Source organism: Oxalicibacterium faecigallinarum (genome assembly GCF_014635705.1).
GTDB lineage: Bacteria > Pseudomonadota > Gammaproteobacteria > Burkholderiales > Burkholderiaceae_D > Oxalicibacterium > Oxalicibacterium faecigallinarum.
This window is the reverse complement of sequence record NZ_BMDI01000001.1, coordinates 135,294-159,768: the sequence shown is the minus strand read 5'-3', so window position 1 is coordinate 159,768 and position 24,475 is coordinate 135,294. Positions and strand designations below refer to the sequence as shown.

Here is a 24,475-nt window from a genome sequence, read left to right as displayed (position 1 = left end):
TTCTCAAGTCTGGAAGTCGAGGAAGAAGTGGAAATCATCAGTCAGCACAAGTGCTTCAATGGTCTGCAAGGCTTTTACAAGATCGAATCAACGTCAACCGGCTTGCCGATGACGTTCTCGGTCTATCAGCCACCACAAGCAAGGAACAAGAAGGTACCGGTTCTGTTTTACCTGGCCGGTCTGACCTGCACCGAAGAAACCTTCATGATCAAGGGCGGCGCACAGCGCTACGCTGCCGAGCACGGCATCATGCTGGTTTCCTGCGATACCAGCCCGCGCCGTACCGGTATCAAAGGTGCAGCTGACAGCTGGGATTTCGGCCACGGTGCCGGCTTCTACCTCGATGCAACGCAACAACCCTGGGCGACACACTTCCGTATGGAATCGTTTGTCGTGCAGGAATTACGCTCGCTGATCATCAACGAATTCCCTGCCTTGCCCGATCGTATCGGCGTGTTCGGTCATTCGATGGGTGGTCACGGCGCACTGACACTGGCGTTGCGGCATCCCGAGATTTTCAAGTCGGTCTCGGCCTTCGCACCCATCGCCGCACCATCGCATTGCCCATGGGGACAGAAGGCATTCTCGAATTATCTGGGCAGCGATCAGTCGCAATGGGCGCAGCATGATGCCAGCGCACTGATGCGTGAACGCAAGACCCCCTTCCCGGACGGCATTCTGATCGATCAGGGTCTGGACGATCAGTTTCTGGAAACCGAACTGCTACCGCATCATTTTGAAATGGCCTGCTGGGCAGCAGAACAACCACTGACGCTACGCCGACATGCTGGATACGATCACAACTACTACTTCATCTCCACGTTCATGGAAGATCACATCGCCTTCCATAGCAAACTGCTGAACAAGTAAGTTAATCAGTCGTCATAAACAAAAAGGGATTCTGTTTTACAGAATCCCTTTTTGTTTATGCAGACGGCATTGCCGCCTTGACTCATTACGATCAGAACTCTTCCCAGTCATCGTTGTTCTGTGTTGGCTTGGCTGGTGGCGCAGGTTTGCGTTCAATCGCTGCCGGTGCCGCGGCTTTGGCAACGACCGGCGCACGCTGTGCGGTGGACTGGACCGTACGGCGCACAGGCTGCTCTGCCAATGCGACTGACATACTACCATTGATACGAAACACGCTGACGGCTTGCGCCAGGCCTTTGGCCTGATCCTGCAAGGATTCTGCTGCCGCTGCCGCTTCTTCCACCAATGCGGCATTCTGCTGGGTAACCTGATCCATCTGGGTGATCGCCTGATTGACCTGTTCGATCCCGTCGCTCTGCTCCTGGCTGGCAGCGGTAATTTCAGCCATGATGTCGGCCACGCGCTTCACGCCATCGACGATCTCATCCATCGTGGTACCGGCTTCGGCAACCTGTTTGCTGCCTGCATCGACCTTCTCGACGGAATCGCTGATGAGTGCCTTGATTTCTTTCGCTGCTGCAGCAGACCGTTGTGCAAGATTGCGCACTTCGGTTGCCACCACGGCAAAACCACGCCCCTGTTCTCCCGCACGTGCTGCTTCCACTGCTGCGTTTAACGCCAGAATATTGGTCTGGAAAGCGATGCCATCGATGACGCCGATGATGTCCACAATCTTGCGTGCCGAGGTGTTGATCTCGCCCATCGTGTCGACCACTTGCGACACCACCGTACCGCCTTTGATTGCCACGCTGGATGCGGCCACTGCCAGTTGATTGGCTTGGCGCGAGTTGTCTGCATTCTGCTTGACGGTCGAGGTCAGCTCTTCCATCGACGAAGCTGTTTCTTCCAGTGAGCTGGCTTGCTCTTCGGTACGCGACGACAGATCCAGATTGCCGCTGGCGATCTCGCTCGACGCCGTCGCAATCGTGTCCGTACCCATACGAATCTGGCTGACGATCTTCATCAGGTTGTCCTGCATGCGACCCAATGCCGCCAGCAACTGGCCTGGCTCGTCTTCCGATGCTGGCAGATTGTTGCGAACGGTCAGGTCACCTTCTGCAACCGACTCGGCAACTTTGACTGCCTCACGCAATGGCGCGGTAATACCGGCAGTTAGACGCCATGCAATCAGCGCGCCCAGCAAAGTCGCGATGACCGCACCGATGATCAGCGTCATGCGGCCGGACTGGTAATCGTCGGTAATCGATGCATCCGATTGCGCCACTTCCTCGTCGTAGTGCGCCAGCACAGCCTTGACGCTGTCCACGTAGGCATTCAGCGCCGGAATCATGCGCGAGGCAATCTGTTCATTCGCTTCAGCCAGTGAACCGGCCGATTTCAACTGGATAATGCCGCGGCGAATATCGACATAGGCCGTACGGCGCTGCGCGACATCGGCGAACAGGGCTTTTTCCTTGTCGGTGCTGATCTTGTCTTCGAGACCTTTCTGGATAGCGTCGATGTCCTTGGTTTGCGCCGTCATTTCTTTCTGGAAGAAATCCTGCGTATCGGCATCACCAGCCTTCACCAAAGCCAGTGCACGTGTCGCATTGACACTGGTCCCCATCAGCCACGTTTGCGCCGTTTTTTGTTTGGCCAAGGATTCATCAACCAGTTGGCGGCTAGCCTGATTGATATTTTCGAGACGCATAATGCCCGTTATGCCCATGGCAATGACCAGCAACAGGATCAAACCAAATCCCAAGCCAAGCCGGGTGCCTATCTTCATGTTCGCGATGCGCATCGTGTCTCCTGAATTAATAATGCTTGTGTGCTGCCGCAGGACGATGAGCAGAAGTGGGATTCCCTGAAAGCTTCCCCGCCGCCGACCTGCGTCGTGACAACCCGAAACGCAGCGATGCAAATTATTGTTGAGTACTGTGCATCGCCGTCTACCGCATGGGCACATGAAAATGTGTCCAATTGTGTTCCGGGAGGAAACTTTATACCGTATTCATGGGAGAACTGCCAAACAATATCGGCTTAAGTTCTCCTCTGACGAAACATTTTTTAACAAGTCCGTATCGATCAAGACACAATTATCAGGACGCGACTGTCTCTGTTTCTTTTGACGCTTGTTTTGAAGGTTCTTGCGTTGCTTTCACATCGGACAAGCCTTCTGCTTTCCAGCGATCAAATTCAGCCATCACGGCTGCATAGGTTTTTTCACTGATCTCAGGCAATTTGCCGCCGAGTGCCTTGGTTGCTTCGTTAAAGCCTTGTTCCACGGCAGCACGAATCTGGTCGATCTTCGATTCATCATCGCCAATCACACTCTTGGCAAAACTGAGAATACGTTCTGCAGTCTTGGTCACGCCCCATTCGCCTTCTTCCGAGACCGCTTCCTGCGCTGCCGCAATCGTTTCCGGATCGGCCTGCAGCACGTCTTCACCACTGATGATTTTTTCCAGTGTGGTGCCCTGACGATTTACCATGGACAGAATCAGGTTGATCATCTCCTGCGCCTGACGATCAGACTCTTCCAGCATGGCCTGTAAATCCTGCTGCGTCGCCGCCACGCCGCTGCCTTTGTTGCGCGGATTCAGATAGGTCAGCGATTCGTCACTGTTCTGGTTACCCAGCGAAACCTTGTCGGCAGATACATCCTGAATCGACGTCTTCTGATCAACTGTCTTGCCAGCCGTTGCCGTTGTGCCGGCAGGAATCGTGGATGACGATTGCGTACTTGTAAAACCGGAAATGGTGATGCCCATGCCATACCTCGCGCGCGGCCCCCGGCCGCAGGATTTAAAAATGCCGCAGGCCACGCCCCGATATGATCAGACGCGTGCTGCGGATTACCGCTTTCTTGTTTCTGTAACGGCTGCTTTTCAAAAAAAATGAGTGTTCATCACACCTGCGTGTCGATTTGGCACTGGAAACATATCGTGAAAGCGTGGTTTTCCGGCGCCGTTTACATCGAAAGACAAATCCCGGCGGGCAAAGCTGTCATACTGTCGCCTTCTCCCGTCAGCCCGTTTTCTTTGTTGGAAAAGCGTGCTGTCTAGTTTGCAGAATGTCACCATGAGCGCCGTACCCAAGAATCTTTTCTCCTACCCTGTTTCAAAAGCGCGTGCCGTCAAACCGGCACCGTTTCTGCCGATGTCGCGGGCGGAAATGGACAAGCTGGGCTGGGACAGCTGCGATGTGATTCTGGTCACGGGCGACGCCTATATCGATCATCCGAGTTTTGGCATGGCGCTGGTTGGACGTCTGTTGGAAGCGCAAGGTTTCCGCGTCGGCATCATCAGTCAACCTGACTGGCATTCGGCAGAACCTTTCCGCGCACTGGGCAAACCCAATCTGTACTTCGGCATCACCGCCGGCAATATGGATTCGATGATCAACCGATACACGGCCGATCGCAAGATTCGCTCGGATGACGCCTACACGCCGAATGGCGAACCGAACAAGCGACCAGATCGCGCGGTCACCGTATATGCGCAACGTGTGCGCGAAGCCTATCCGGGCATCAATGTCGTAATCGGCAGTATCGAAGCCAGCCTGCGCCGTATCGCGCACTACGATTACTGGTCAGACAAGGTACGCCGCTCGGTGCTGCCCGACTCCAAGGCCGACCTGTTGATCTTTGGCAATGCCGAACGTGCACTGGTCGATCTGACCCATCGACTCGCTGCAGGCGAACCAATCGGCAATATCCGTGATTTGCGCGGCACGGCCTTCATGGTGCCTGCTGGCTGGCGCCCGACGCCGGAATGGGCCGAAGCCAATTCCACCCGCGTGGATACACCGGGCAAGATCGATGCACATCCCGATCCGTATGAAATGAAGATGAAAAACACGGAGAGCTGCAAGACATCCGCTGATTCATCCAATACGACATCGAATCCGGCCCTGGACGGCGCAACCACAGAACCATCCAAACCAGCAGAAACCCCCGTCAAAGTCATCAAAATCATGTCGCGCGAAGAGCGCCGTGAAGCAGAGAAAGAGGTCCGCAACAAGACCGTGGTACGCCTGCCGTCCTACGATCAGGTGAAGGATGATCCGGTTTTGTATGCGCATGCCTCGCGTGTGTTCCATCTGGAATCCAACCCGGGCAATGCGCGTGCGCTGGTGCAGGCACATGGCGAACGTGACGTCTGGATCAATCCGCCGCCATTGCCGCTGGCAATGGATGAGATGGATGGCGTGTACGACATGAACTATGCACGTGCGCCGCATCCGGTGTATGGCAAGGCGCGCATTCCTGCCTGGGAAATGATCCGCTTCTCGGTCAACATCATGCGTGGCTGCTTCGGTGGCTGTACCTTCTGCTCGATTACCGAGCATGAAGGCCGGATTATCCAGAGCCGCTCCGAGCCCTCCATCCTGCGCGAGATCGAACTGATCCGCGACAAGGTCAAAGGCTTTACCGGCACAATTTCCGATCTGGGCGGCCCGACTGCGAATATGTATCGTCTCGCCTGCCGCGACAAGCGCATCGAAGAATCGTGCCGGCGACTGTCGTGCGTGTTCCCTGGTATCTGCTCGAATCTGAATACCGATCACAGCAAGCTGATCCAGTTGTATCGCAAGGCACGTGCGATACCCGGCATCAAAAAGATTCTGGTCAGCTCCGGTCTGCGTTACGACCTTGCTGTCCGTTCGCCCGAATATGTAAAGGAACTGGTCTCGCACCACGTTGGCGGATTACTGAAGATCGCACCCGAACATTCCGAAGAAGGCCCGCTGTCCAAGATGATGAAACCGGGCATGGGCGCCTATTACAAGTTCAAGGAACTGTTCGAAAAGTATTCGAAGGAAGCGGGCAAGGAACAGTACCTGATCCCCTATTTCATCGCTGCGCATCCGGGTACGACCGATGAAGACATGCTGAATCTGGCGCTGTGGCTCAAGCAGAACGATTTCCGTCTGGATCAGGTGCAGACCTTCATGCCGACACCGATGGCGATGGCCACCACCATGTATCACACACGCAAGAATCCGTTGCGCAAGATCGACGCCAATTCGGAAACGGTCGAGACGCCACGTATCGGCAAGATCCGCAAACTGCACAAGGCGTTCCTGCGCTATCACGATCCGGAGAACTGGGCAATTCTGCGTGAAGGCTTGCAGCGCATGGGCCGCGCCGATCTGATCGGCAGTGGCGAGCATCATCTGGTACCACGGCATGATCTATCGCCGTCTGCGGCGGCTGCCAATCTGCGCCGCGAGACACCGGGGCCGAATCAGCTTGCCAAAAAATTCGGGCAGAACAAGCCACGACAGGGTGCTGCCGTCGTACGCACCCCGAATCGTCCAGCAACCCAAAATGCGCGCACAGCGGGTAGCCAACGACCTGCGCGCGGCAAAGCCGTGATCATTAAAAGCGGCCGCAAATAAGCGGTCTCATCCACAATTTCATTCCCGCTCGTTGCTTGCGCGACCTGTAAAATTCAGGCGGCCGACCTGCTCCGGCATTTTCGGTTATTCTTCCGCCACTTGCCGTGCTTGCAAAGGCGGAAACCGAATAGGGAGCATCACTTGAACAACTTGTTTGCGCATCGCTTGTCACTGCTGGCCGGCGATGCCCATCGCCATCTGCTGACCAAAGGCTACCGCGGCATCGAACGCGAAACCTTGCGTGTCACGCCCACTGGCCATCTGGCGCTGGATGCCCATCCGGTCAGCCTTGGCTCGGCCCTGACCCATCCGCAGATCACCACCGACTATTCCGAATCGCTGCTCGAATTCATCACGCCGACCGAGCATGACGTTGCCGACGCGCTTGCGCAACTCGACAAGATCCACCGCTTCAGCAATGCAAACATTGGCGACGAACTGCTGTGGAGCCAGTCCATGCCGTGCGTCTTGCCGGCAGAAACCGAAATCCCGATTGCCTGGTACGGCACCTCGCATATCGGCATGATCAAACACGTCTATCGTCGCGGTCTGGCGGTACGCTATGGCAAGGCCATGCAGTGCATCGCCGGCCTGCATTACAACTATTCGCTATCGGAAGACCTGTGGCGTGTGCTCAAGGCCGATACCGACTCGCCACTCGACGACAAGGATTTTCAGTCCGAAAGCTATATTGCGCTGATCCGCAACTTCCATCGTTACAGCTGGCTGCTGATGTATCTGTTCGGTGCTTCGCCAGCCCTCTCGACGCAGTTCCTGCGTGGACGCCCGCATCAGCTCGACAAGCTGTCGGACGATACGCTGTATCTGCCATATGCCACAAGTCTTCGCATGAGCGATCTGGGTTATCAGAACACCGCGCAGTCCGGCATCATGCCACCATACAACGACCTCGACAGCTACATGCGCAGCCTGTCGCGTGCGGTACGTCAACCGTATCCCGATTACGAAGCCATTGGTACACGTCGCAATGGCGAGTGGATACAGCTCAATACTAATCTGCTGCAGATCGAAAACGAGTTCTACGCCACGATTCGTCCCAAGCGTGTCATCAATAGCGGTGAACGTCCGGTTGAAGCCTTGTGCGCACGCGGCGTGCAATACATCGAAGTGCGTTGTCTCGATATCGATCCGTTTGAACCGCTGGGCATCAGCCTGGCAACCTCACGCTTCCTCGATGCCTTCCTGCTGTTTTGCGCACTCGCCGACAGTCCGCCAACGGATGAAAAAGCCAGTCTCGAAGCGACCGGCAACTTTGCACGCACCGTCAAGGAAGGTCGTCGTCCCGGTCTGATGCTGCAACGCGATGGACAGGCAATCAGCTTGCAGGAGTGGGGCCTCACATTGCTTGATCGCATACAGGCCACAGCCACCTTGCTGGATTCCCAGTGCGATGACCGCCGCCATAGTGACGCTCTGCTGCTGCAAAAGGAAAAGCTGCTGGACGCTGACAAAACGCCATCCGCAAAAGTCCTGGCACGACTGGCCCAACACGGTAACTCCTTTACTGCTTTCGGTCTGCAGCAAAGCCGTGACCATGCCGCATATTTTGCAGCGCGCCCGCTCAGTGCTCAGGAAGAGGCCGAATTTGTGCGCATGTCACAAGCATCACTCAATGAGCAGACGCAGATGGAACAGCAACAATCAGGCGATTTCGATGCCTTTGTTGCGGCTTACAATCTGCGTACGCCAAGCCGCCTGTGCGGCTGATCCCGCCTTCCCTATCTCCTCCTCTCCGATCTGCCGGTCTGTGCATTGCGTGTGTTAACGCACAGACCGGTGTCAAAGGGCTGATTATTCTGCCGACATCGGTGCAATAACAACAAGCAGCGCCGAGGGCTGATCGGCGGCCCGCTGGGAGGCGCATGGATCAATCGGGTATCAACGCATCAGCAAACGATACCCGATTGATCATGCATCTACGTCCTTTCAGGTAAATATTTGTAAATACTCAACGCGGTGACATCCGTTATGACGATCATGACAACTTAATTGTGCAATGCTTGTCTTAAACATATGTTTCATCCGCCGCACAGACGGCACCCCACATCATTTTTATAAGGAAAACCGCCATGCGTAAATTAATGATCGGCAGCGTCGCTGCAGTTGTCGTCCTCTCGGGATGCGCAAACATGAACGAAACGGAACGTGGTACGGCGCGCGGCGCCGGTATCGGCGCGGGCGCGGGTGCCGTAATCGGTGCTCTGACCGGTGGCAGCAGTGGCGCTGTCAAAGGCGCGGCGGCAGGCGGCCTGGTTGGTGCGGTTGCTGGCAACGTCTGGTCCACCCGCATGGAACGCCAGCGTCAGCAAATGGAACAGGCAACCCAAGGCACCGGCGTACAAGTTACCCAAACGGCAGATAACCGTCTGAAACTGGAAATCCCGAGCGACATCTCGTTCGCTACCGGCCGTTCCGACATCAACAGCAGCTTCCGCCCGATCCTGGATCGCTTTGCCACTGGCCTGAATGAAAACCCGGCTGCGACGGTCACCATTATCGGCCACACCGACTCCACCGGCAGCGACGCCATCAATAATCCATTGTCGATGGATCGTGCATCGCGTACACGTGACTACCTGGCAGGTCGTGGCGTTTCGCCGCAACGCATCTATGTCGACGGCCGTGGCAGCAAAGAACCGATTGCCAGCAACGCGACCACCGAAGGCAAAGCCCGTAACCGCCGTGTGGAAATCTACGTTGCCGAACCACAGCAACCACAACAGCATCAGCAGCAATATCAACAGCGTTGATCTTGCATCTTCCATAAGAAATCCCCGGCATGTCCGGGGATTTTTTTATGCGATGCGGAACAGATTTCAAGATAACGAAGAAATCGAGTGACCCATTGCTTGCCTCGTTACATGTCATATGTTCGACATCCACTGTCAAGGCCTCTCTCCACGTTATCAATGCGTGCATGACAAACTGGCCGGTGCAAGCCTGACACTTGCATTTCAACATCGCTTGCTTGTGTACTCCATGCATATGCTCGTAACTCTCTGCATAAAAAAAGCCGCTCAAAGAGCGGCTAATTATTCCAGGAGACTTCGGATTACTTGTTAGGCAGGAGGCCTTCGTACACTTTCTTGATACTGGCGTAGCATTCGCAAATATGATCTTCGAGGCCGACGCGATCCACGACGGTGATTTGACCACGGCTGTAATGAATCAGACCTTCATCCTGCAGCTTGCGCGCGGCTTCCGTCACACTTTCACGGCGCACGCCGAGCATGCTGGCGATCAGATCCTGCGTCATGCTGATCTGGTTGGACTGCAGACGATCCAGACTCAGGAGCAACCAGCGGCACAGCTGTTGCACAATGGTGTGGTGGCGATTGCATGCAACGGTATGGGCCATTTGCGTAAAGAGTGCCTGGGTAAAGCGCAGCAGCGCTTGTTGCAAGGCTTCACCACGCGCAAATTCCGCCTGCAGTACAGATGCCTTGATACGGAAACCATAGCCCGCGCTTTTCACGAAAGCACGGTTGAGCGAGGCACCGCCGCCCATATACACATCATGTCCGACCACGCCTTCGTATCCGATGACCGCGGTTTCGGACGAAGCACCATCCGCAGTTTCATACAACAGGGAAACAATGCTGTTGGTCAGGAAATAAACATGCTGCATTTGCTCGCCAGCCTCGCAGATCGTCATGCCAAATGGCATTTCGACAAATTCAAGATGAGGCAGCAGGCGATCATAATCGGCAGCAGGCAATGCAGCCAGCAAGCCATTGTGTTTCGGGTTGTGACCATGCAGGCCGGCCAATGCACGTGGTGCGACTGGGCGTTTGCTTTGTGTCGAGTCGTTTTCCTTCGCCTTGAGAGCAGCAAAGGCTTTGGCGTTGATCACTTGCTGACCGGTACTGGAAGTGCGGATTGTCGAAACTTGTGCCATGGGTAACTCCCTAAAAGTCATCACATCATGGGTTGCATGATGGTCGCAAAGAGAGAATTACAAAATCAGCGATTTGCCCGACTTTGTGTGAGAACACACTGACAGCACGATTTGTTCGTCTTACAAGAAAGGGATATCTTCCTATTGCCGCCGGAATAGGATCAGCTTAGCGCACGGGCGTAACGGGCACAAGCTGATCCAGCCCCGGCACTATTTCCATCAGGAAAGCCATCATGGGCTTGGCGGCTAATGCGCCGATGATGCCAAGAATCGCAATAGACAGCATTGCAATGCCCAGGCGCAGCATCAAGCGGCGATTGTGGGAACGCATGACCAGCGGCAGATTGATGGCTACGCTGGCCAACGAGGCAAGTACCGCGCCGGTTGAAGCTACATGCACAGGGATCGAACCGCTGCCGACCAGCGTAGCCGCTGCCGCAACCGCGCTGGCACTGGAGACCACACCGCCAATTACACTCACGACATAAAAGCCTGCTTCGCCAAACGCCTGCTGTGCCAGCAAGCCGGCTACATTCAGCACCAGGAAAATCAGACCAAACTTCAGCGCAGCCGTTAGAGAAAATGGCAAAGGCAAATCAACCTGTCCCGTCGGATCGCTGGCAACCTGCCGCGTCGCATTGCGATCGGCAAAGAACCAGGCTGCGGTCACGATCAGCATGACGACAAAAGGCATGGTAGCGGTCACGGCTACGGCAGGCGCAAGAATCACCAGCAGTCCGCCATTGCGAATCAGCATGGCGCTCGTTGCGAGCAAGATGCCGCGATAAGCCGCACTGATCGTATCGCGATGCTGATCGCGTGCCCGTGCTGCCAACTCGCTGACGGTAATGCTGCTGTTGACGAGGCCACCGAGAAAACCTGCCATGACAATGCCGCGCGTACCGTACATCTTCCATAGTACGTAGTTGGCAAAGCCAATTCCGGCGATCAGGATCACGGTTACCCACGCAGCGCGCGGCTCAATCAGGTGCCAGGGACCAATTGCGCCTTCCGGCAAGGCGGGATAGATCACAATCGCCAAGATTGCCAGCAGCAATGCCGAACGCATCTCATTTTCGGTCAGGCCGAGACTGAACCCGCTCAGACGATCCTTATAGGCAAGTAAAGCGGTGACAATCACCATGATCGAGGCCGGCGTCGCGGTATGCCCTTTTCCGCACAAAATACCCACCACGCAGGTAATGATCATGGCTGCCGACGTCGTCAGTTCGGTCGTGTCATTGGTACGCAAGCGCTGAATATTGAGAAATACCGCCAGCACACCCACCAATGCCAGAATCAGATACGCGTAATGATCGCCCAGCACGCCGCCCATCCCCCCCAGCAGCGCGACGAAGCCGAAGGTACGCAGGCCAGCCTCCTTGCCACGACGCTCCCGCTCCAGCCCAATCAACAGGCCAAGCGCCAGCGCGAGGCTCAAGCGCATCAGGCTGACCGGATATGGCCATTTGACCTCGGGCAGCGACATACCAACTTGAATCAGGGGCTGAACGACAGACTGGATGGTTTGGGGATCGGAGACGGACATGATTCGACAAGCAACAAGCTAATGGCAAACTATAAACCAGACCGTTGCACTTGTCCGTGCAAATTACGCATACCGTTATGCACAACGCATGCGGCTTGCTCGCCTTATTTCGACAAAAAGCCTAAGGAAAAGGCAGCCAAAAAGGTAAAGTTACCCCGCCCACTTCACACCGGATCGGCTTTCAGATCGTCGATCTTCCGGCGCGTATTGTCGAGAACCTTTGCCTTGGCCTGTTCGGCCGTCTGCCCTTCACACGGCCCACCAAAATCCTGAAAGACTTCCACACCATCTGCCCCCGCGCGTTCGACATCGGCGATGGCTGACCAGCCACCATGATCACCGGGCACGATGACGGTAAAGATATCAAAGCCACCATAAACAGCGTCTGGGATACGACTCATGTTGATGCTCCTCGTCCGTGAGAGTGACAAAACATCGCATGCAGCATCAGGCACGCCACACGTCACGATTCAATCGTGCGCTCTGCCCTCTTGTGCTGCCTGCACCATTTGTTCAGCAACATGCAAAGCGGCCTGTTCGGCCTCTTCGCTGCTCGAAAAAATCTTGTCTGGTGAAATGCGATGATCCGGGTACACGATGTTTCGATGCATCGGATTCGCTGATGGTCCGGCAATGGTGAGGTGTGCGGCCCAACCTTGCTCATCCGGCAGCGGTACGGCGGAATAGCTGACGTTGTACACCCCAATCAGTTTGTCTGGCATGGCAATCTCCTTTCCATCCCGTCGCGCTTGCTGCACGATCTGCATTGCTGAACGCATTGCGTAATACGTCCATTGATAGAACGAGTGTACAACGTATCAATCAGCCAGGCTGGCGACTCACTGCAATTTCTGTCAGCAAGGCCATCAGTGCATCCGTCGATACGGGCTTGACGAAATGATGGGAAAACCCGGCCTGCGCCGTGTTCAGACGATCCTTTTCCTGTCCATATCCAGTGATCGCGATCAGGATCATATCGGCGGTATCCGGATTTCTCTTCAAACGACGCGCCAGTTCGTATCCATCGATATCCGGCAAACCCACATCCAGCAGGCAAACGGAAGGACGCTCGATGGCGGCCCGTTCCAGCGCGCGACGCGACTCGAATTCGACGATCACCTCGTGCCCGGCCGCTTCCAGAAACATCGCCAGCATTCGTGCGGCATCTTCATTATCGTCGACCACCATCAGCCGCAAGGGTTCCAGCGCATTGTGTGTCGGCTCGTCATCGAGAGGTACGTGTACCGCATGTGACACCATCAGAGGCAATGTGACGCGGAATTCGCTCCCCTCATTCAATCCCGCGCTGCTACCAACCACACGGCCACCATGCAGTTCAACCAGACTTTTCACCAGAGCAAGCCCGATACCCAATCCTCCCTGCGCGCGATCCGCCGTCCGTTCGGCCTGTGTAAACAGTTCAAAGGCATTCTTGACGAGGGATGCAGACATTCCTATACCGTTGTCAGCCACCATGATATCGACTTCATTTTCACGAACCTCACCGCGCAGGCTGATGATGCCCCCCTCCGGGGTGTACTTGGCCGCATTATTGAGCAGATTGGAAAAAATCTGGATCAGCCGTTTGCTGTCACCGCGCACGATCATCGTCTCGGAAGGCATCGTGCTTGAAAAATGGTGTCGCCTTGATTCGATCAGCGGCCGCGTCTGTTCCTGCGCCTCCAGCAAAATCTGCCGCAGGTCGGTCGCTGCAGAGTCAAGTGATACCAGGCCACTCGTCACGCGGGACACATCCAGCAGGTCATTGATCAGGCTGGTCATATGCCGCACCTGACGGGAGATGATTTCACTCGACTTGCGAACGCGTGCATCGTCGGGTTGTGCCAAACGCAGCAAGTCCGCCGCCGCACTGATAGGTGCCAACGGATTACGCAGTTCATGCGCCAGCATGGCAAGAAACTCATCCTTGCGCTGGCTATCAAGCAGCAACTGTCGCTCCGTTACCTTGCGCTCGGTAATATCCTTGAACAGGACAGCGACATGCCTGTCTTCCGGCGCATCAATGCGAAAGGCATAGACGTCATACCAGCGCTGCAATGCCTTGGCTTCGTTTTCGAAACGAACCGGCTGGCCGGTCAATGCCACGTCGCCATAAATCTCATACCAGTACGACTCATGCTGCGGAACCATCTGCCTAGCGGTCTTGCCGATTGCATCATGCAAGCCAGTTTGCGCTTCGAATACGGGATTGACATCCACAAAGCGATAATCAAAGGGATTTCCTGCCGAATCGAATAGCATTTCGATGACACAAAACCCTTCATCAATCGAATTGAATAGCGAGTTGTAGCGAGCCTCACTGGTTTCCGCCGCCATCTGCGCCAGTTTCTGTTCATGGATGTCGGTCGAGGTACCAAACCAGCCGAGAATTTGCTCCGTCTCGGGATCGATCTCCGGCTGGGCACGTGCCATGAACCATCGATATTCACCAGAGGCCGACTTCATTCGGTGCTCTGCATAAAATGCCCTGCCATCGGACCGCGACCTTTCCCATGCACGCAACGTGACATCGCGGTCGTCTTCATGCAGGATCGCCGAGATCTGATCCTGCACGAGCAGAGGATCAAATGGGAAACCGGTGAATTCATGCCATTTTTGATTGATGTACTGTAGGTTCCCCTGCGCGTCGCAAATCCAGACGATCTGCGGAATAGAGTCGGCCATTTTCTGCAGGCGCTGCTCGCTCTGCTTTAGTTTGGCATCAACGTTGACGATGTCGGTGACGTTACGAAAATAGACCGACAAGCCATCGCCTGTCGGGTACGCCTGCACTTCATACCAGCGTTGGTGGTCTGGATAAAATGCCTTGAGCTCTTCCGGTTCACGCTGCAGCATGACCCTGCGGTAACCCTCCTCGAACACGCTACCGCGCAGCCCCGGAAAGACTTCCCATAAATCCTTACCAAGCAAATCCTCGGCCGAGCAGTCGAGTATTTGCAATGCCTGCCTGTTGACATCGGTGAACTGCCACGCCGAATTCACCGAATAGTAGCCATCCGAAATGCGCGCCAGAACCGCATCCACGGTAGGCCGATTTTGATTGGCAGGACGATCCATGTGCTTGTGCCGCGATAATTAGGGTTAGGGAATATGTTGATACTGACAATGAAAAAACGTTTGCGCAAGACAATCATTGCGTAATGTAAAACCTGCTTGAAGACGGCATTCGCACTCTGTATTTTTTACACGTTCGTGCATGCAATACACGGATTTCCCTTTCCCGGAACATTCGTTCCGGCGGCACAGTCGAAATCAAAAGAAAAACACCGTCAACAACAAAAACAACGGACACGACGTGGCTAACGCCAGCGCCTACTGATCAACCTTCACGCCATGCATCCCTCTGCCTACTTCTCCCAAACATCCATTTTCGGCCATACATTGAAACGCTGGCTGACATTTGTCTCGTTTGCTTTGCTGGCTTTTTTCAGTGCGGCACATCCAGGCTGGACGCAAGACAATATTGCCGGCAGTGTCGACCAGCAGCTGGATAGCTTGCGGCAGCAAATTACATCGATTCAGACGGCGCTAAAGAACGAAGCAGCGCTGGATGACGCAACGCTATCGAAAATGAAAGCCGATGCGCTTGGTGCCGGTGCGGAAGCAGATCGGATAGCGCGCGACATCGACCCGCAACTGATCGCCGTGCAGGCGCGACTGGCCGAACTGGGCAAACCCAGCCAAGACACCAAGGAAGCCAAGGATGTCGCCGCACAACGTGAACAACTGGAAAAGGACAGCAGCGCATTTGACTCGCAGGTCAAACTGGCACGCCTTCTCTCGGTCGAAGCCGATCAGGCTTCCGAACAAGTGTCTACGGTACGCCGCACGCAATTGCAGGCCCGGCTGGGAGAGCGCACCACATCGATCCTGTCGAAACCGTTCTGGACACAACTGGTCAGCGAACTGCCTCAGAATCTGCAACGCGTGCAAGCACTGCTCGACAGCATCAACCAATCTGCACGCAACACCTCGACACAGGTATGGCTTGCGATTGCCGTTGGTATCATCATCGTCACTCTGGCTCGCATTCAGCTCGGAAATGCACTGCTGGCCTTTACCTCAACACGCGTGCCGCATGGACGTTTGCGACGCTCCGTGTATGCGCTGGTTCTCACCCTGCTGGCGGTTGCCACGCCCTTCCTGATCACCGAACTGCTCAAGATGGGCTTGCGCTGGGACGATGGCCTCTCCGAAAAGGCCATGAACTTTCTCGGCAGTCTGATCGGCATCATCTGTTTTTCTGGCTTTATCGCTGGTATCGGCTATGCATTGCTGTCACCCGGACGTCCGTCATGGCGGCTACTACCATTACATGACCGTCTGGCGCATCGCATGCGCAAGTTTCCTCTGGTCTTCGCCTTGGTTGTTGCGCTCTGCTGGATTGCCGAACTGGTCACGACCGCAATCAATGCCGGGTTGACGACCGCGGTTGCGATCAATTGCATTGTGGCATTGATGCTGGGTGCGACGATGGCGCTTGGCATACAGCGTGCAGAACGCATGTGGCGTCACATCAAAAACAGTGAACCCGACCAGGCGCATGTCACGCCGATCTGGCTGCGCATGACGACAGTACTGATCTGGGTCGCACTGTCGATCAGTACCATCAGTTTGCTGACTGGCTATGTCGCGCTCGGTAGCTTTGTCATCAAACAGATCGCCTGGATTGCAGTGGTTGTATGCAGCACGTACCTGCTGATGGTGCTGGTCGACGATACCTGCATGCTGCTGTCGTCAACTGCGCCGGATCCCGACGCAAAGCACACGGTATTGCCAACCCCGCAGGCGCGCGACCAGGCAGCGGTTTTGTTGTCGGGGGCTGCCCGTGCCATCGTGCTGCTCCTTGCCACCATGCTCCTGCTGGCGCCTTTCGGCGAAGGCCCAAACGAATTGATTCACCGTATCGGCCAACTCAATGACGGGTTATCCATCGGCGAAGTACAGATCAAGCCAAGCGCCATCACGCAAGCGGTTCTGGTATTAGTCCTCGGTTTCATCGGACTGCGCCTGCTCAAGCAATGGCTGGAAAAGCGTTATCTGCCAACCACCAGCCTCGACACCGGCATGCAGGTTTCTGCATCAACCTTGTTTGGCTACGCCGGCGGCATCATTGCCGTAGCACTGGCCATGTCGGCTGCCGGCATTGGACTGGAACGCATTGCGTGGGTTGCCAGTGCGCTATCGGTCGGCATCGGCTTTGGCCTGCAAGCTGTCGTACAAAATTTCGTGTCCGGACTCATCCTGCTGGCGGAAAGACCGGTCAAGGTCGGTGACTGGGTGTCGCTAGGTGGTGTCGAAGGCGATATTCGACGCATCAATGTCCGCGCAACGGAAATCCAGATGGGTGATCGTTCTACGGTGATCGTGCCAAACTCCGAATTTATCACCAAGACCGTACGCAACGTCACGCATGCCAGTCCGCTTGGTCTGGTGCAGATCAAGCTTCCTCTGCCGTTCGATATTGATGCCGAACATGCACGCGCTCTGATCATGGATGCATTTACAAGCAATCCGGACATTCTGGATACGCCGGCTCCCAACGTCCAGCTGGATGGCATCGACAAAGGCTATCTTGTGTTCAATGCCACCGGCTTTGCCTCTTCGCCGCGACTGACTTACGGCATCCGCAGCAATCTTCTGTTTGACGTGCTCAGGCGCTTGCGTGAAGCAGACATTCCTCTGGAACGTATCAACACCATGCTACTGGGCACCAACAGTAATGAGCATGCAGAGGAAAAGTAGGAAGTCGGTCAGCTGACTGAATGCGCATGCTCGGATTCACGTCCATTCTTTCAGGCGCTGCATCAATCATGCAACACTTTCCGCCAAACCAATTTCGTATGTAAGAAAACGCACATTGAGAGTGCAATTGTCTGCGTTAGTCTCGATACATCAATGCAAATGCATCGACAACGCAAGCGATTTCCCTTGAATCGTACGCACGCTTTACAACGACATCAATCATTTTCTGGAGACAGTCATGCGCAATAGCCTGGATGATAGCCAACGCAATCCGAGCACATTTTCTTTCAACGGGCGCAAGCTGACCAAGGTTGCATCGGTCCTCGGCCTTTGCATGTCGGCGAGTATTCCCGCTTTTGCAGATCCTTCTCCTGCGCTCGACCGCATCAGCATTTCGGCTGGTGCATTCCGCGCAGAGCCAACCTTCAAGGCCGGCGTCATCACCCCATACGGCAGCATTGACACTCCGGATCGCACCAACAGCGACGTGACAATTCCTCGCCTGCGTGCCGACATTCTGCTGTTTGACAGCCAAGGCATCTCGTTCGACTACTACCGCTACGATCGTTCGTACAGCGAAAGCGTTGGAGCAGGTTCTGTCATCGACGGCAATCCTGTCACCGGCAGCGCCACGTTTGACTCCAAGTTCAAACTCGACATGGCGCGACTGTCTTATAAATGGTGGCTCGGCAGCGGTAACAGCGTATTCGGCATTGGCCTGGGCGGCGCATACTATCGTGCAGATCTGACCGGCACCATCAGTGGCTCGGCCACGGCAGGCGGCGTCACCTATGACGGCAGCAGCTCGGATCGCTACACCGATGATGCGGTGGCACCGCTGATCGAACTCGGCTGGCGCCATGCGTTCACCCCGAACGTGCGCATGTATCTCGAAGCCGGTGGTGTCAAGAAAAATGGCGGCAATCTGCAAGGCCACATCTACAACGGAAACGTTGGCCTGGAATGGTTCCCATGGAAAAACATCGGTCTCGTGGCGGACTATGGCGTACACCGGGTAAAACTGGAACGTAGCAGCGCCAATTCGGATGCAGAACTGAACATTCGCTTCCGCGGCCCGTCGCTGTTCGTGAAAGCGCGTTTCTAAAGAATTCGCGAACAAATCAGAACAGTCATCAAACTGTCACATTAGGGAGCTATACTTCCCTTCGGTTTGCCACTCTCCACTATAGGTTTGGGTGAACCGATCCAGACCTGCCTCCATAAGATGCGGGTCTTTTCTTTTTTGCGCCACCGTTTCAGGACGGTGGTCAATCCTCCTTTTGTTCATCCCGGCAATACACGTTGTGCGCTTGCCACCTTTTGCGCGCTTGTTACACCTATACGCGCAATTTCACTATATTATTAAAAATATAATTAATAAATTAACAATAATTTGCTGAAGGATTGTGTGATGGCACAGCAAATCATCGGCGTGACGCCCGCCGTACAACGAAACCGCATCGACGAATTGGAAAGCATTCGTGGCATCGCCGCCCTGCTCGTGGTCATTTATCACATACCCAACTGGAATGCAGCGCTGTTTGACCTGCCGCTGTTTCGCAACAGTTACCTGATGGTCGAACTGTTCTTTGTCCTGTCCGGTTTTGTGATCTACAAGGCGTATGCCGACAATATCGATTCGCCAGCCAAACTGGCGCGCTTCCAGTTTCTGCGGTTTGCGCGACTCTACCCGGTCCATCTCTTGTTTTTGCTCGTATTTCTGGGGATGGAGATTGCCAAATACATTGCCTATACGCATTACGGCATCAAGAGCAACAAGACCACGCCATTTGTCGAAAACGATCTCACGGCATTGGTCCAGCAACTCTTCCTGATTCAGGCGATTGGGCCAACTGGCAATGCATTGACCTTTAATGCCCCCGCCTGGTCAATCAGCGTGGAGTTTTATACCTATCTGCTTTTCAGTCTGATTGTGCTGTACATGGGCCGCATGAAGATGGTCGTGTTCGCCACGCTCGGCATCGCGGCTTGCGTCGTTCTTGCGGCCGACCCCAAGAATGGTTTTGCCGATCTGCTGTCGTGTCTTGCAGGTTTTTTTATCGGCTGCTGCACGGCATGGGCATCGGAACGGGTGAGGTTCAAGTTGCCATCCCAAAGCGTTGCGCTTGCGGTCGTGCTACTGCTGCTTTATCTGCAAATGAAAACGCCAAAGCAGCACGACTTGTGGATCTATCTGTTCACAGCCGTGCTGGTCTTGGCGATTGTGCTTTCGGATGATGGTGCCATTCGCCGCATGCTACGTCTGCGATTTTTTCTATGGCTGGGAACGATTTCTTATTCGATCTACATGTCCCATTCAGCCCTGCTGTGGAGCTTCAATCAGGTCCATCGCTTTTTCTTCAAGCGTTCGGAAATTCTGATCGAAGGTCGCATGGTCCCGCAACTGAGCTTCGTGCAAGCTTTATTGTCGTATATCGTGATTCTGGCGCTGTTGCTGCTGCTCAGCCATCTGGTGTACCGCTTTATTGAACACCCCTTGCGTGAACGTTCGCGCAAGGTGCAATTGAAGATGCCGGCCTTTTTACTGGGTGGTGCAAAAACACCATAACCGTGAAAACTGTTGTTTGGAACGCGTAGAACCGTGAACGCAGCCCGATCTTAGCGTGTCGTCATCGGCTGAATTTCGACAGAAGCCAGGACTGCATCCATCAGGTTCGCGGCCTCGCCATCCGACAGCGCATCTTCCGTCGCTTTTGCCGCGCGCACAGCATAAGAGATACGATCCATCGTGTAGCAGGTATCTTCAACTACAAGACGGTAATTGGTCGCCTTGATGGATTGACTCATCCCCGCATCGCTGCTTGAATAAGTCGTCCATTCCCGACGATTGATGGTTGTGACCGGCAAACGCATGCCACTACCGGATACCAGACCGTAAGTCAGACAACTGGCAACGACATCAGGGTGCTGGCTACGGCCAATCTGAAGCACTTCGGAAATCGCACTGCCGTCGGGGGCACGCGCCGGCAGCGTCAAGCGCACGACGCCTTGCCCATCCCCTGCATCACTGCCGTCCCAAATGACACGCCAGCCACGTTGCAGTAATGCTCTGCCACTGAAATCCTCAGACGGCACCACGCGCGCAGGTCGCTGCAAACGGATATCGCCCTCCTTGCTGACAAACGTCGTACTGTCGTTGCTACTGGACTGACAACCAGTCAGACCCGCACATGCAAGGGACAAGAGCAGTAGGCTTTTTTTCATCCTGCACCTTTTTCAACGATGGGCCATCTATCCGAAATGGTATGCACCAGCAAACAGGGTATCAAGCTGCTTGCCACAGTCAATCAAAAAGACACTAACACCCGACACCTTACTCCAAGGTTCCGCGTCCTGAAAGTATCCTTTATGCCAGCCACTGAACATTCATCACTGCTATCGAGAAGAACAAAAAGGCCCCATTTCTGGGGCCTTTTTGATATCCACGGTGAGCGGAAGTTACCTGCATCGATATTCAATGCACAGCTTCTGACATCAGAGTCATTTCAATCACACTCAGCAAGTCATCTGTGTTAAACGGTTTTATGAGAACGACGCTTGGCGCTCTTTCAATGTAAGGGGAATAGCCGGACATGAAAATAACGGGCATGCCATTGAGCGCCTCACATTGCTTGATCATTTTCTTTAACGCGAAACCATTCAATTCTGGCATGTTGATATCCGTCAGCAACAGGTCAAAAGGCTGCGCTGCAAGCATGTTATAAGCGTCTTTGGCTGAACTGGCTAACGCAGTTTCAAATCCCGCATCGTGCAGTATTTCTGAAAGTGTATATGCGATGTCAGCATCATCATCAGCAATAAGAATGCGTTTCTTCACTTAATCCTCGTGAGTTAATAGTTTTTTGTCTGCCTTAATGTACTGGGATCGTGGTATGAGAACGCATCTTCGAAGCTTTGTTCCCTGATTACGTTACCAGCATGTCTTTTATTACTTATCAACGAAACAGCGGGCCGCGCCTAGAAAAGCATGCTTTGTTCTAGTTCAGCAGTGCCGAGATCTTTCGAACGCATTCAAAAACTCATCGTCCAATAGCCCATAGTTGATTAAAATAATTATCAAAAAAATAAATACCTCTCCTCCTCCTCTTCTTATTGAATTTACATGCGTCTTCGTACTTATCTAGTATTGATGTCGGCTGCGATTCTGATACCAGTCATTGCGTTTCACGCTGCGGCACTAAATATGCTGGAGGATGCAGAGCGGGAATCCACATTCAAACAGCTAGATGAGAAAGTGCATACGATCTCCTTGCTTGTTGAAAGAGAGTTATCAGGGGCAGATACGACCTTACGTATTCTTGCTTCGTCTAGGTATTTGCGCAGCGAAAATTTCCAGGCGCTTTATGAACAAGCCAAACTAGCCAATAACTCAACGAATAAATGGTTTGTTCTTCTGGACATGGAGGGACAGCAGCTTATCAATACACGCTTTGCTTACGGCACGCCTTTGGTATCGCCGCCGCAGGCAAAAGAACGTATTCAAAAGCTGATGACATACGGGAAATCGGCCGTATCGGAAGTGGTATACGGTCCAGGCACCGACAAATTGGTTACGACACTCGCAACCCCCGTCACGCTAGAAAACGGTAAGCGCTATGTGTTATTGGCAGTATTCAGCGCTAACTATTTCATTGATCTCATTGAAACTGCTGATATATCCAATGATTGGGTCGCCGGCCTGCTGGATGGACAGGGAAAATTTATTGCCAGAACACTGGACACAGATAGCACCATAGGCAAACCCACCATGCCTCGAATGAAAGAAATCATTCGAACCGAAACAAAGGGAATGATCCCGCACCAAACACTGGAAGGCGTCGCCTCTTACAACTCCTTCAGACGTATTGCCAACACAAACTGGACAGTCAGTATCGCCGCACCCAAACAGGCAATTGACGCTGCCTCTAATCAGGCGGCGAGGATCGCCGGGTTGGGAATGGGCGTCGGCGTCATCTTTGCCACGCTCTTGGCTCTTGTTTTTGGTGGACGCATTGTCCGCGCAATTAAATTGGCAAAAACAGCAGCCGGACAACTTGGACATCGCACCAAACCAGCTTTTGAAAAATCAAACATTACCGAGGTTAACGAGCTCTACACTGCCTTAAGTGATGCTGGTGAGCAGTTAAGTCGCGCCAATGATTCCAGGTTGTTAGCGGAAGCTCGCGCAAGCGAGGCAGGCGAACTTCTGCAACTTGCTGTGGATTCAGCCGAGCTAGGTACGTTCTATTGTCCGCTTCCCCTAGGAAAGATTTATTGGAATGCCACCTGCAAGCGTCATTTCTTTCTGGATGACGAATCGGAAATTGATATTTCAGTCTTTTATGATCGTATCCATCCAGACGATCGTGAACCTACCCGCATAGCAGTCGAGGCAGCCGTATTTCACCATTCAGAATATGACGCCGAGTATCGGACGATCTCCCCGGATGGCAGAACACGCTGGATTCGCGCAAAAGGCCGTGCTTACTACGATCTCGAAGATCGCCCAATTCGTTTTGACGGGATTACGATCGATATCAGTCGGAACAAGGAAGTCGAGGCACGTCTGGAGAGAGATAGTCGCCAAAAAGATGAGTTTTTGGCAATGCTCGCTCATGAATTGCGCAATCCCTTGGCACCCATTGCTTCTGCGGCATCCCTTCTGCGCTTGTCTACACCTGATACAGCGAAAGTGACAAAAACGTCTGACATTATCACGCGCCAAGTTAAACACATGGCTGGGCTTCTTGATGACCTGTTAGATGTGTCAAGAGTCACCAAAGGCATCATCAAGCTCAACAAAGATGTCGTGGACATCAAAAAAGTAATTGCTGCGTCCGTGGAGCAAACTCAACCACTTATGCAGAGTAAAAACCATGCGTTCTTGGCGGAGCTTGATTCCGAGTCACTTTACGTGATCGGCGACGAGAAGCGTCTCATCCAAATCGTCGTCAACCTTCTGGTAAACGCAGGGAAGTACACCAACAACAATGGCCATATAAAACTGACGTTAGAAGCGGATGCAGACAATCTGCTCATTAATGTCAAAGATGACGGCATAGGAATTCCTCCCCATTTGAAAGATCGTATCTTTGATCTTTTTGCTCAAGGTGAAAGAACGCCAGATCGTCAGCTGGGTGGGTTGGGTTTGGGCCTCCCTTTGGTGAAAAGTCTTGTGGAGCACCACAATGGGAGCGTCCATGTTTTCAGCGAAGGGAGCGGGCTAGGAAGCGTGTTTACAATCAGGCTGCCTCGCCATTACCTACCCGATCAATCCACGAACGACGCGCAAGACATTGTGATTGATCGATCCACAGAAACATTTCTGAAGATAACCGTCGTCGATGACAATAGCGATGCAGCGCAGATGCTCGCAATGCTGCTTGAGGAACTTGGACATGAAGTACAAGTCGACACGAATCCCTTTAACGCCTTGGCGCGGTCTACCGATAGTCGATCAGATGTATTCATACTCGATATTGGTATGCCGGGTATGGATGGTTACCAGCTTGCCAGACGCCTGAGAAGTCAGAAAGAAACCAGTAACGCCTACCTGATCGCTATGTCAGGCTATGGACAGAATACAGACGTCGAGTCCTCAATGGCCGCAGGATTCAATCATCATCTGATTAAGCCGGTAGACATCCAGACACTCTCGATGCTCTTAGAAAAATTAAGTCTCAAGAATAAAGATTTCTAAGTTTTACGTAGCTGCTTTGCTAGGCGAGTGAAGACGCTGCTATACAGAACTCGTTTAAATCGGCCCAGATACAGCAATTTAAATGCTTTTTTAGAGATGGTGTAAATAAACAAGGGCTCCCTAGGGAGCCCTTGTTTATCGATAATTTGGCGGAGAGGGTGGGATTCGAACCCACGGTACGCTTGCACGTACGCCTGATTTCGAGTCAGGTACATTCGACCACTCTGCCACCTCTCCGGATGCGGTCTCGTTCGTGTTGCTTACT

At 53.8% G+C, this 24,475-nt stretch carries 17 protein-coding genes and 1 tRNA gene; 8 read left to right on the top strand and 10 right to left on the bottom strand.

What is annotated here, in order from left to right:
- Nucleotides 1-27: 27 nt before the first annotated feature.
- Nucleotides 28-870, top strand: a complete 843-nt coding sequence (fghA, locus tag IEV29_RS00770) for an S-formylglutathione hydrolase (RefSeq protein WP_188379370.1) — start codon at nucleotides 28-30, stop codon at nucleotides 868-870.
- A 91-nt stretch (nucleotides 871-961) separates the two neighbouring features.
- Here the strand turns inward: fghA and IEV29_RS00765 are convergent, their stop codons facing one another.
- Complete coding sequence (locus IEV29_RS00765; protein ID WP_188379369.1) at nucleotides 962-2,674, bottom strand: methyl-accepting chemotaxis protein; 1,713 nt, start codon at nucleotides 2,672-2,674, stop codon at nucleotides 962-964.
- A gap of 298 nt (nucleotides 2,675-2,972) precedes the next feature.
- A complete protein-coding gene (locus IEV29_RS00760) occupies nucleotides 2,973-3,644 on the bottom strand; it encodes a hypothetical protein (protein ID WP_188379368.1) in 672 nt (223 codons plus the stop codon).
- A gap of 310 nt (nucleotides 3,645-3,954) precedes the next feature.
- On the opposite strand from IEV29_RS00760, the gene IEV29_RS00755 reads away from it, so the two are divergent.
- From IEV29_RS00755 to IEV29_RS00745, 3 genes are all read left to right on the top strand, one after another.
- Complete coding sequence (locus IEV29_RS00755; RefSeq protein WP_188379367.1) at nucleotides 3,955-6,276, top strand: YgiQ family radical SAM protein; 2,322 nt, start codon at nucleotides 3,955-3,957, stop codon at nucleotides 6,274-6,276.
- 141 nt (nucleotides 6,277-6,417) lie between these two features.
- Nucleotides 6,418-8,004, top strand: a complete 1,587-nt coding sequence (gene gshA / locus IEV29_RS00750) for a glutamate--cysteine ligase (RefSeq protein ID WP_188379366.1) — start codon at nucleotides 6,418-6,420, stop codon at nucleotides 8,002-8,004.
- 362 nt (nucleotides 8,005-8,366) lie between these two features.
- Nucleotides 8,367-9,047, top strand: a complete 681-nt coding sequence (locus IEV29_RS00745; RefSeq protein ID WP_188379365.1) for a YiaD family glycine zipper/OmpA-like lipoprotein — start codon at nucleotides 8,367-8,369, stop codon at nucleotides 9,045-9,047.
- 302 nt (nucleotides 9,048-9,349) lie between these two features.
- Here the strand turns inward: IEV29_RS00745 and IEV29_RS00740 are convergent, their stop codons facing one another.
- The 5 genes from IEV29_RS00740 to IEV29_RS00720 form a co-directional block, all read right to left on the bottom strand.
- A complete protein-coding gene (locus IEV29_RS00740; protein WP_188379364.1) occupies nucleotides 9,350-10,195 on the bottom strand; it encodes a Crp/Fnr family transcriptional regulator in 846 nt (281 codons plus the stop codon).
- Nucleotides 10,196-10,361: 166 nt separating this feature from the next.
- Nucleotides 10,362-11,744, bottom strand: a complete 1,383-nt coding sequence (locus tag IEV29_RS00735; RefSeq protein ID WP_188379363.1) for an MgtC/SapB family protein — start codon at nucleotides 11,742-11,744, stop codon at nucleotides 10,362-10,364.
- Nucleotides 11,745-11,908: 164 nt separating this feature from the next.
- The gene (locus IEV29_RS00730; RefSeq protein WP_188379362.1) at nucleotides 11,909-12,145 is read right to left on the bottom strand and encodes a hypothetical protein; all 237 of its coding nucleotides are present in this window, start codon (nucleotides 12,143-12,145) and stop codon (nucleotides 11,909-11,911) included.
- Nucleotides 12,146-12,214: 69 nt separating this feature from the next.
- Nucleotides 12,215-12,466 carry a dsRNA-binding motif domain-containing protein gene (locus IEV29_RS00725; RefSeq protein ID WP_188379361.1) on the bottom strand — a complete coding sequence of 84 codons (252 nt, stop codon included), beginning with the start codon at nucleotides 12,464-12,466 and terminating at the stop codon, nucleotides 12,215-12,217.
- Nucleotides 12,467-12,566: 100 nt separating this feature from the next.
- The gene (locus tag IEV29_RS00720) at nucleotides 12,567-14,822 is read right to left on the bottom strand and encodes a hybrid sensor histidine kinase/response regulator (RefSeq protein WP_188379360.1); all 2,256 of its coding nucleotides are present in this window, start codon (nucleotides 14,820-14,822) and stop codon (nucleotides 12,567-12,569) included.
- 276 nt (nucleotides 14,823-15,098) lie between these two features.
- Here IEV29_RS00720 and IEV29_RS00715 point away from each other — a divergent pair, with 276 nt between their 5' ends.
- The 3 genes from IEV29_RS00715 (at nucleotide 15,099) to IEV29_RS00705 (ending at nucleotide 20,079) form a co-directional block, all read left to right on the top strand.
- Nucleotides 15,099-17,510 carry a DUF3772 domain-containing protein gene (locus IEV29_RS00715; protein ID WP_188379359.1) on the top strand — a complete coding sequence of 804 codons (2,412 nt, stop codon included), beginning with the start codon at nucleotides 15,099-15,101 and terminating at the stop codon, nucleotides 17,508-17,510.
- Between the two features lie 238 nt (nucleotides 17,511-17,748).
- Nucleotides 17,749-18,615, top strand: coding sequence for a hypothetical protein (locus IEV29_RS00710; RefSeq protein ID WP_229726120.1), 867 nt, complete (start codon nucleotides 17,749-17,751; stop codon nucleotides 18,613-18,615).
- Nucleotides 18,616-18,921: 306 nt separating this feature from the next.
- Nucleotides 18,922-20,079 (top strand): acyltransferase family protein, encoded by a 1,158-nt coding sequence (locus IEV29_RS00705; RefSeq protein ID WP_188379358.1) that lies wholly within the window; start codon nucleotides 18,922-18,924, stop codon nucleotides 20,077-20,079.
- A 50-nt stretch (nucleotides 20,080-20,129) separates the two neighbouring features.
- On the opposite strand, the gene IEV29_RS00700 is transcribed toward IEV29_RS00705, so the two are convergent.
- Complete coding sequence (locus IEV29_RS00700) at nucleotides 20,130-20,735, bottom strand: hypothetical protein (RefSeq protein WP_188379357.1); 606 nt, start codon at nucleotides 20,733-20,735, stop codon at nucleotides 20,130-20,132.
- A gap of 250 nt (nucleotides 20,736-20,985) precedes the next feature.
- Nucleotides 20,986-21,348, bottom strand: coding sequence for a response regulator (locus IEV29_RS00695; protein WP_188379356.1), 363 nt, complete (start codon nucleotides 21,346-21,348; stop codon nucleotides 20,986-20,988).
- 285 nt (nucleotides 21,349-21,633) lie between these two features.
- On the opposite strand from IEV29_RS00695, the gene IEV29_RS00690 reads away from it, so the two are divergent.
- Complete coding sequence (locus tag IEV29_RS00690) at nucleotides 21,634-24,210, top strand: ATP-binding protein (protein WP_188379355.1); 2,577 nt, start codon at nucleotides 21,634-21,636, stop codon at nucleotides 24,208-24,210.
- Nucleotides 24,211-24,357: 147 nt separating this feature from the next.
- Here IEV29_RS00690 and IEV29_RS00685 read toward each other — a convergent pair.
- Nucleotides 24,358-24,447: transfer RNA gene (locus tag IEV29_RS00685), tRNA-Ser, on the bottom strand.
- Nucleotides 24,448-24,475: the final 28 nt, after the last annotated feature.

Coding starts and splice junctions, on each gene's coding strand:
- IEV29_RS00765 (WP_188379369.1), bottom strand. CDS start 2,674: ATGCGCATCGCGAACATGAAGATAGGCACCCGGCTTGGCTTGGGATTT.
- IEV29_RS00760 (WP_188379368.1), bottom strand. CDS start 3,644: ATGGGCATCACCATTTCCGGTTTTACAAGTACGCAATCGTCATCCACG.
- IEV29_RS00755 (WP_188379367.1), top strand. CDS start 3,955: ATGAGCGCCGTACCCAAGAATCTTTTCTCCTACCCTGTTTCAAAAGCG.
- IEV29_RS00745 (WP_188379365.1), top strand. CDS start 8,367: ATGCGTAAATTAATGATCGGCAGCGTCGCTGCAGTTGTCGTCCTCTCG.
- IEV29_RS00740 (WP_188379364.1), bottom strand. CDS start 10,195: ATGGCACAAGTTTCGACAATCCGCACTTCCAGTACCGGTCAGCAAGTG.
- IEV29_RS00735 (WP_188379363.1), bottom strand. CDS start 11,744: ATGTCCGTCTCCGATCCCCAAACCATCCAGTCTGTCGTTCAGCCCCTG.
- IEV29_RS00730 (WP_188379362.1), bottom strand. CDS start 12,145: ATGAGTCGTATCCCAGACGCTGTTTATGGTGGCTTTGATATCTTTACC.
- IEV29_RS00725 (WP_188379361.1), bottom strand. CDS start 12,466: ATGCCAGACAAACTGATTGGGGTGTACAACGTCAGCTATTCCGCCGTA.
- IEV29_RS00720 (WP_188379360.1), bottom strand. CDS start 14,822: ATGGATCGTCCTGCCAATCAAAATCGGCCTACCGTGGATGCGGTTCTG.
- IEV29_RS00715 (WP_188379359.1), top strand. CDS start 15,099: ATGCATCCCTCTGCCTACTTCTCCCAAACATCCATTTTCGGCCATACA.
- IEV29_RS00710 (WP_229726120.1), top strand. CDS start 17,749: ATGCGCAATAGCCTGGATGATAGCCAACGCAATCCGAGCACATTTTCT.
- IEV29_RS00705 (WP_188379358.1), top strand. CDS start 18,922: ATGGCACAGCAAATCATCGGCGTGACGCCCGCCGTACAACGAAACCGC.
- IEV29_RS00700 (WP_188379357.1), bottom strand. CDS start 20,735: ATGAAAAAAAGCCTACTGCTCTTGTCCCTTGCATGTGCGGGTCTGACT.
- IEV29_RS00690 (WP_188379355.1), top strand. CDS start 21,634: ATGCGTCTTCGTACTTATCTAGTATTGATGTCGGCTGCGATTCTGATA.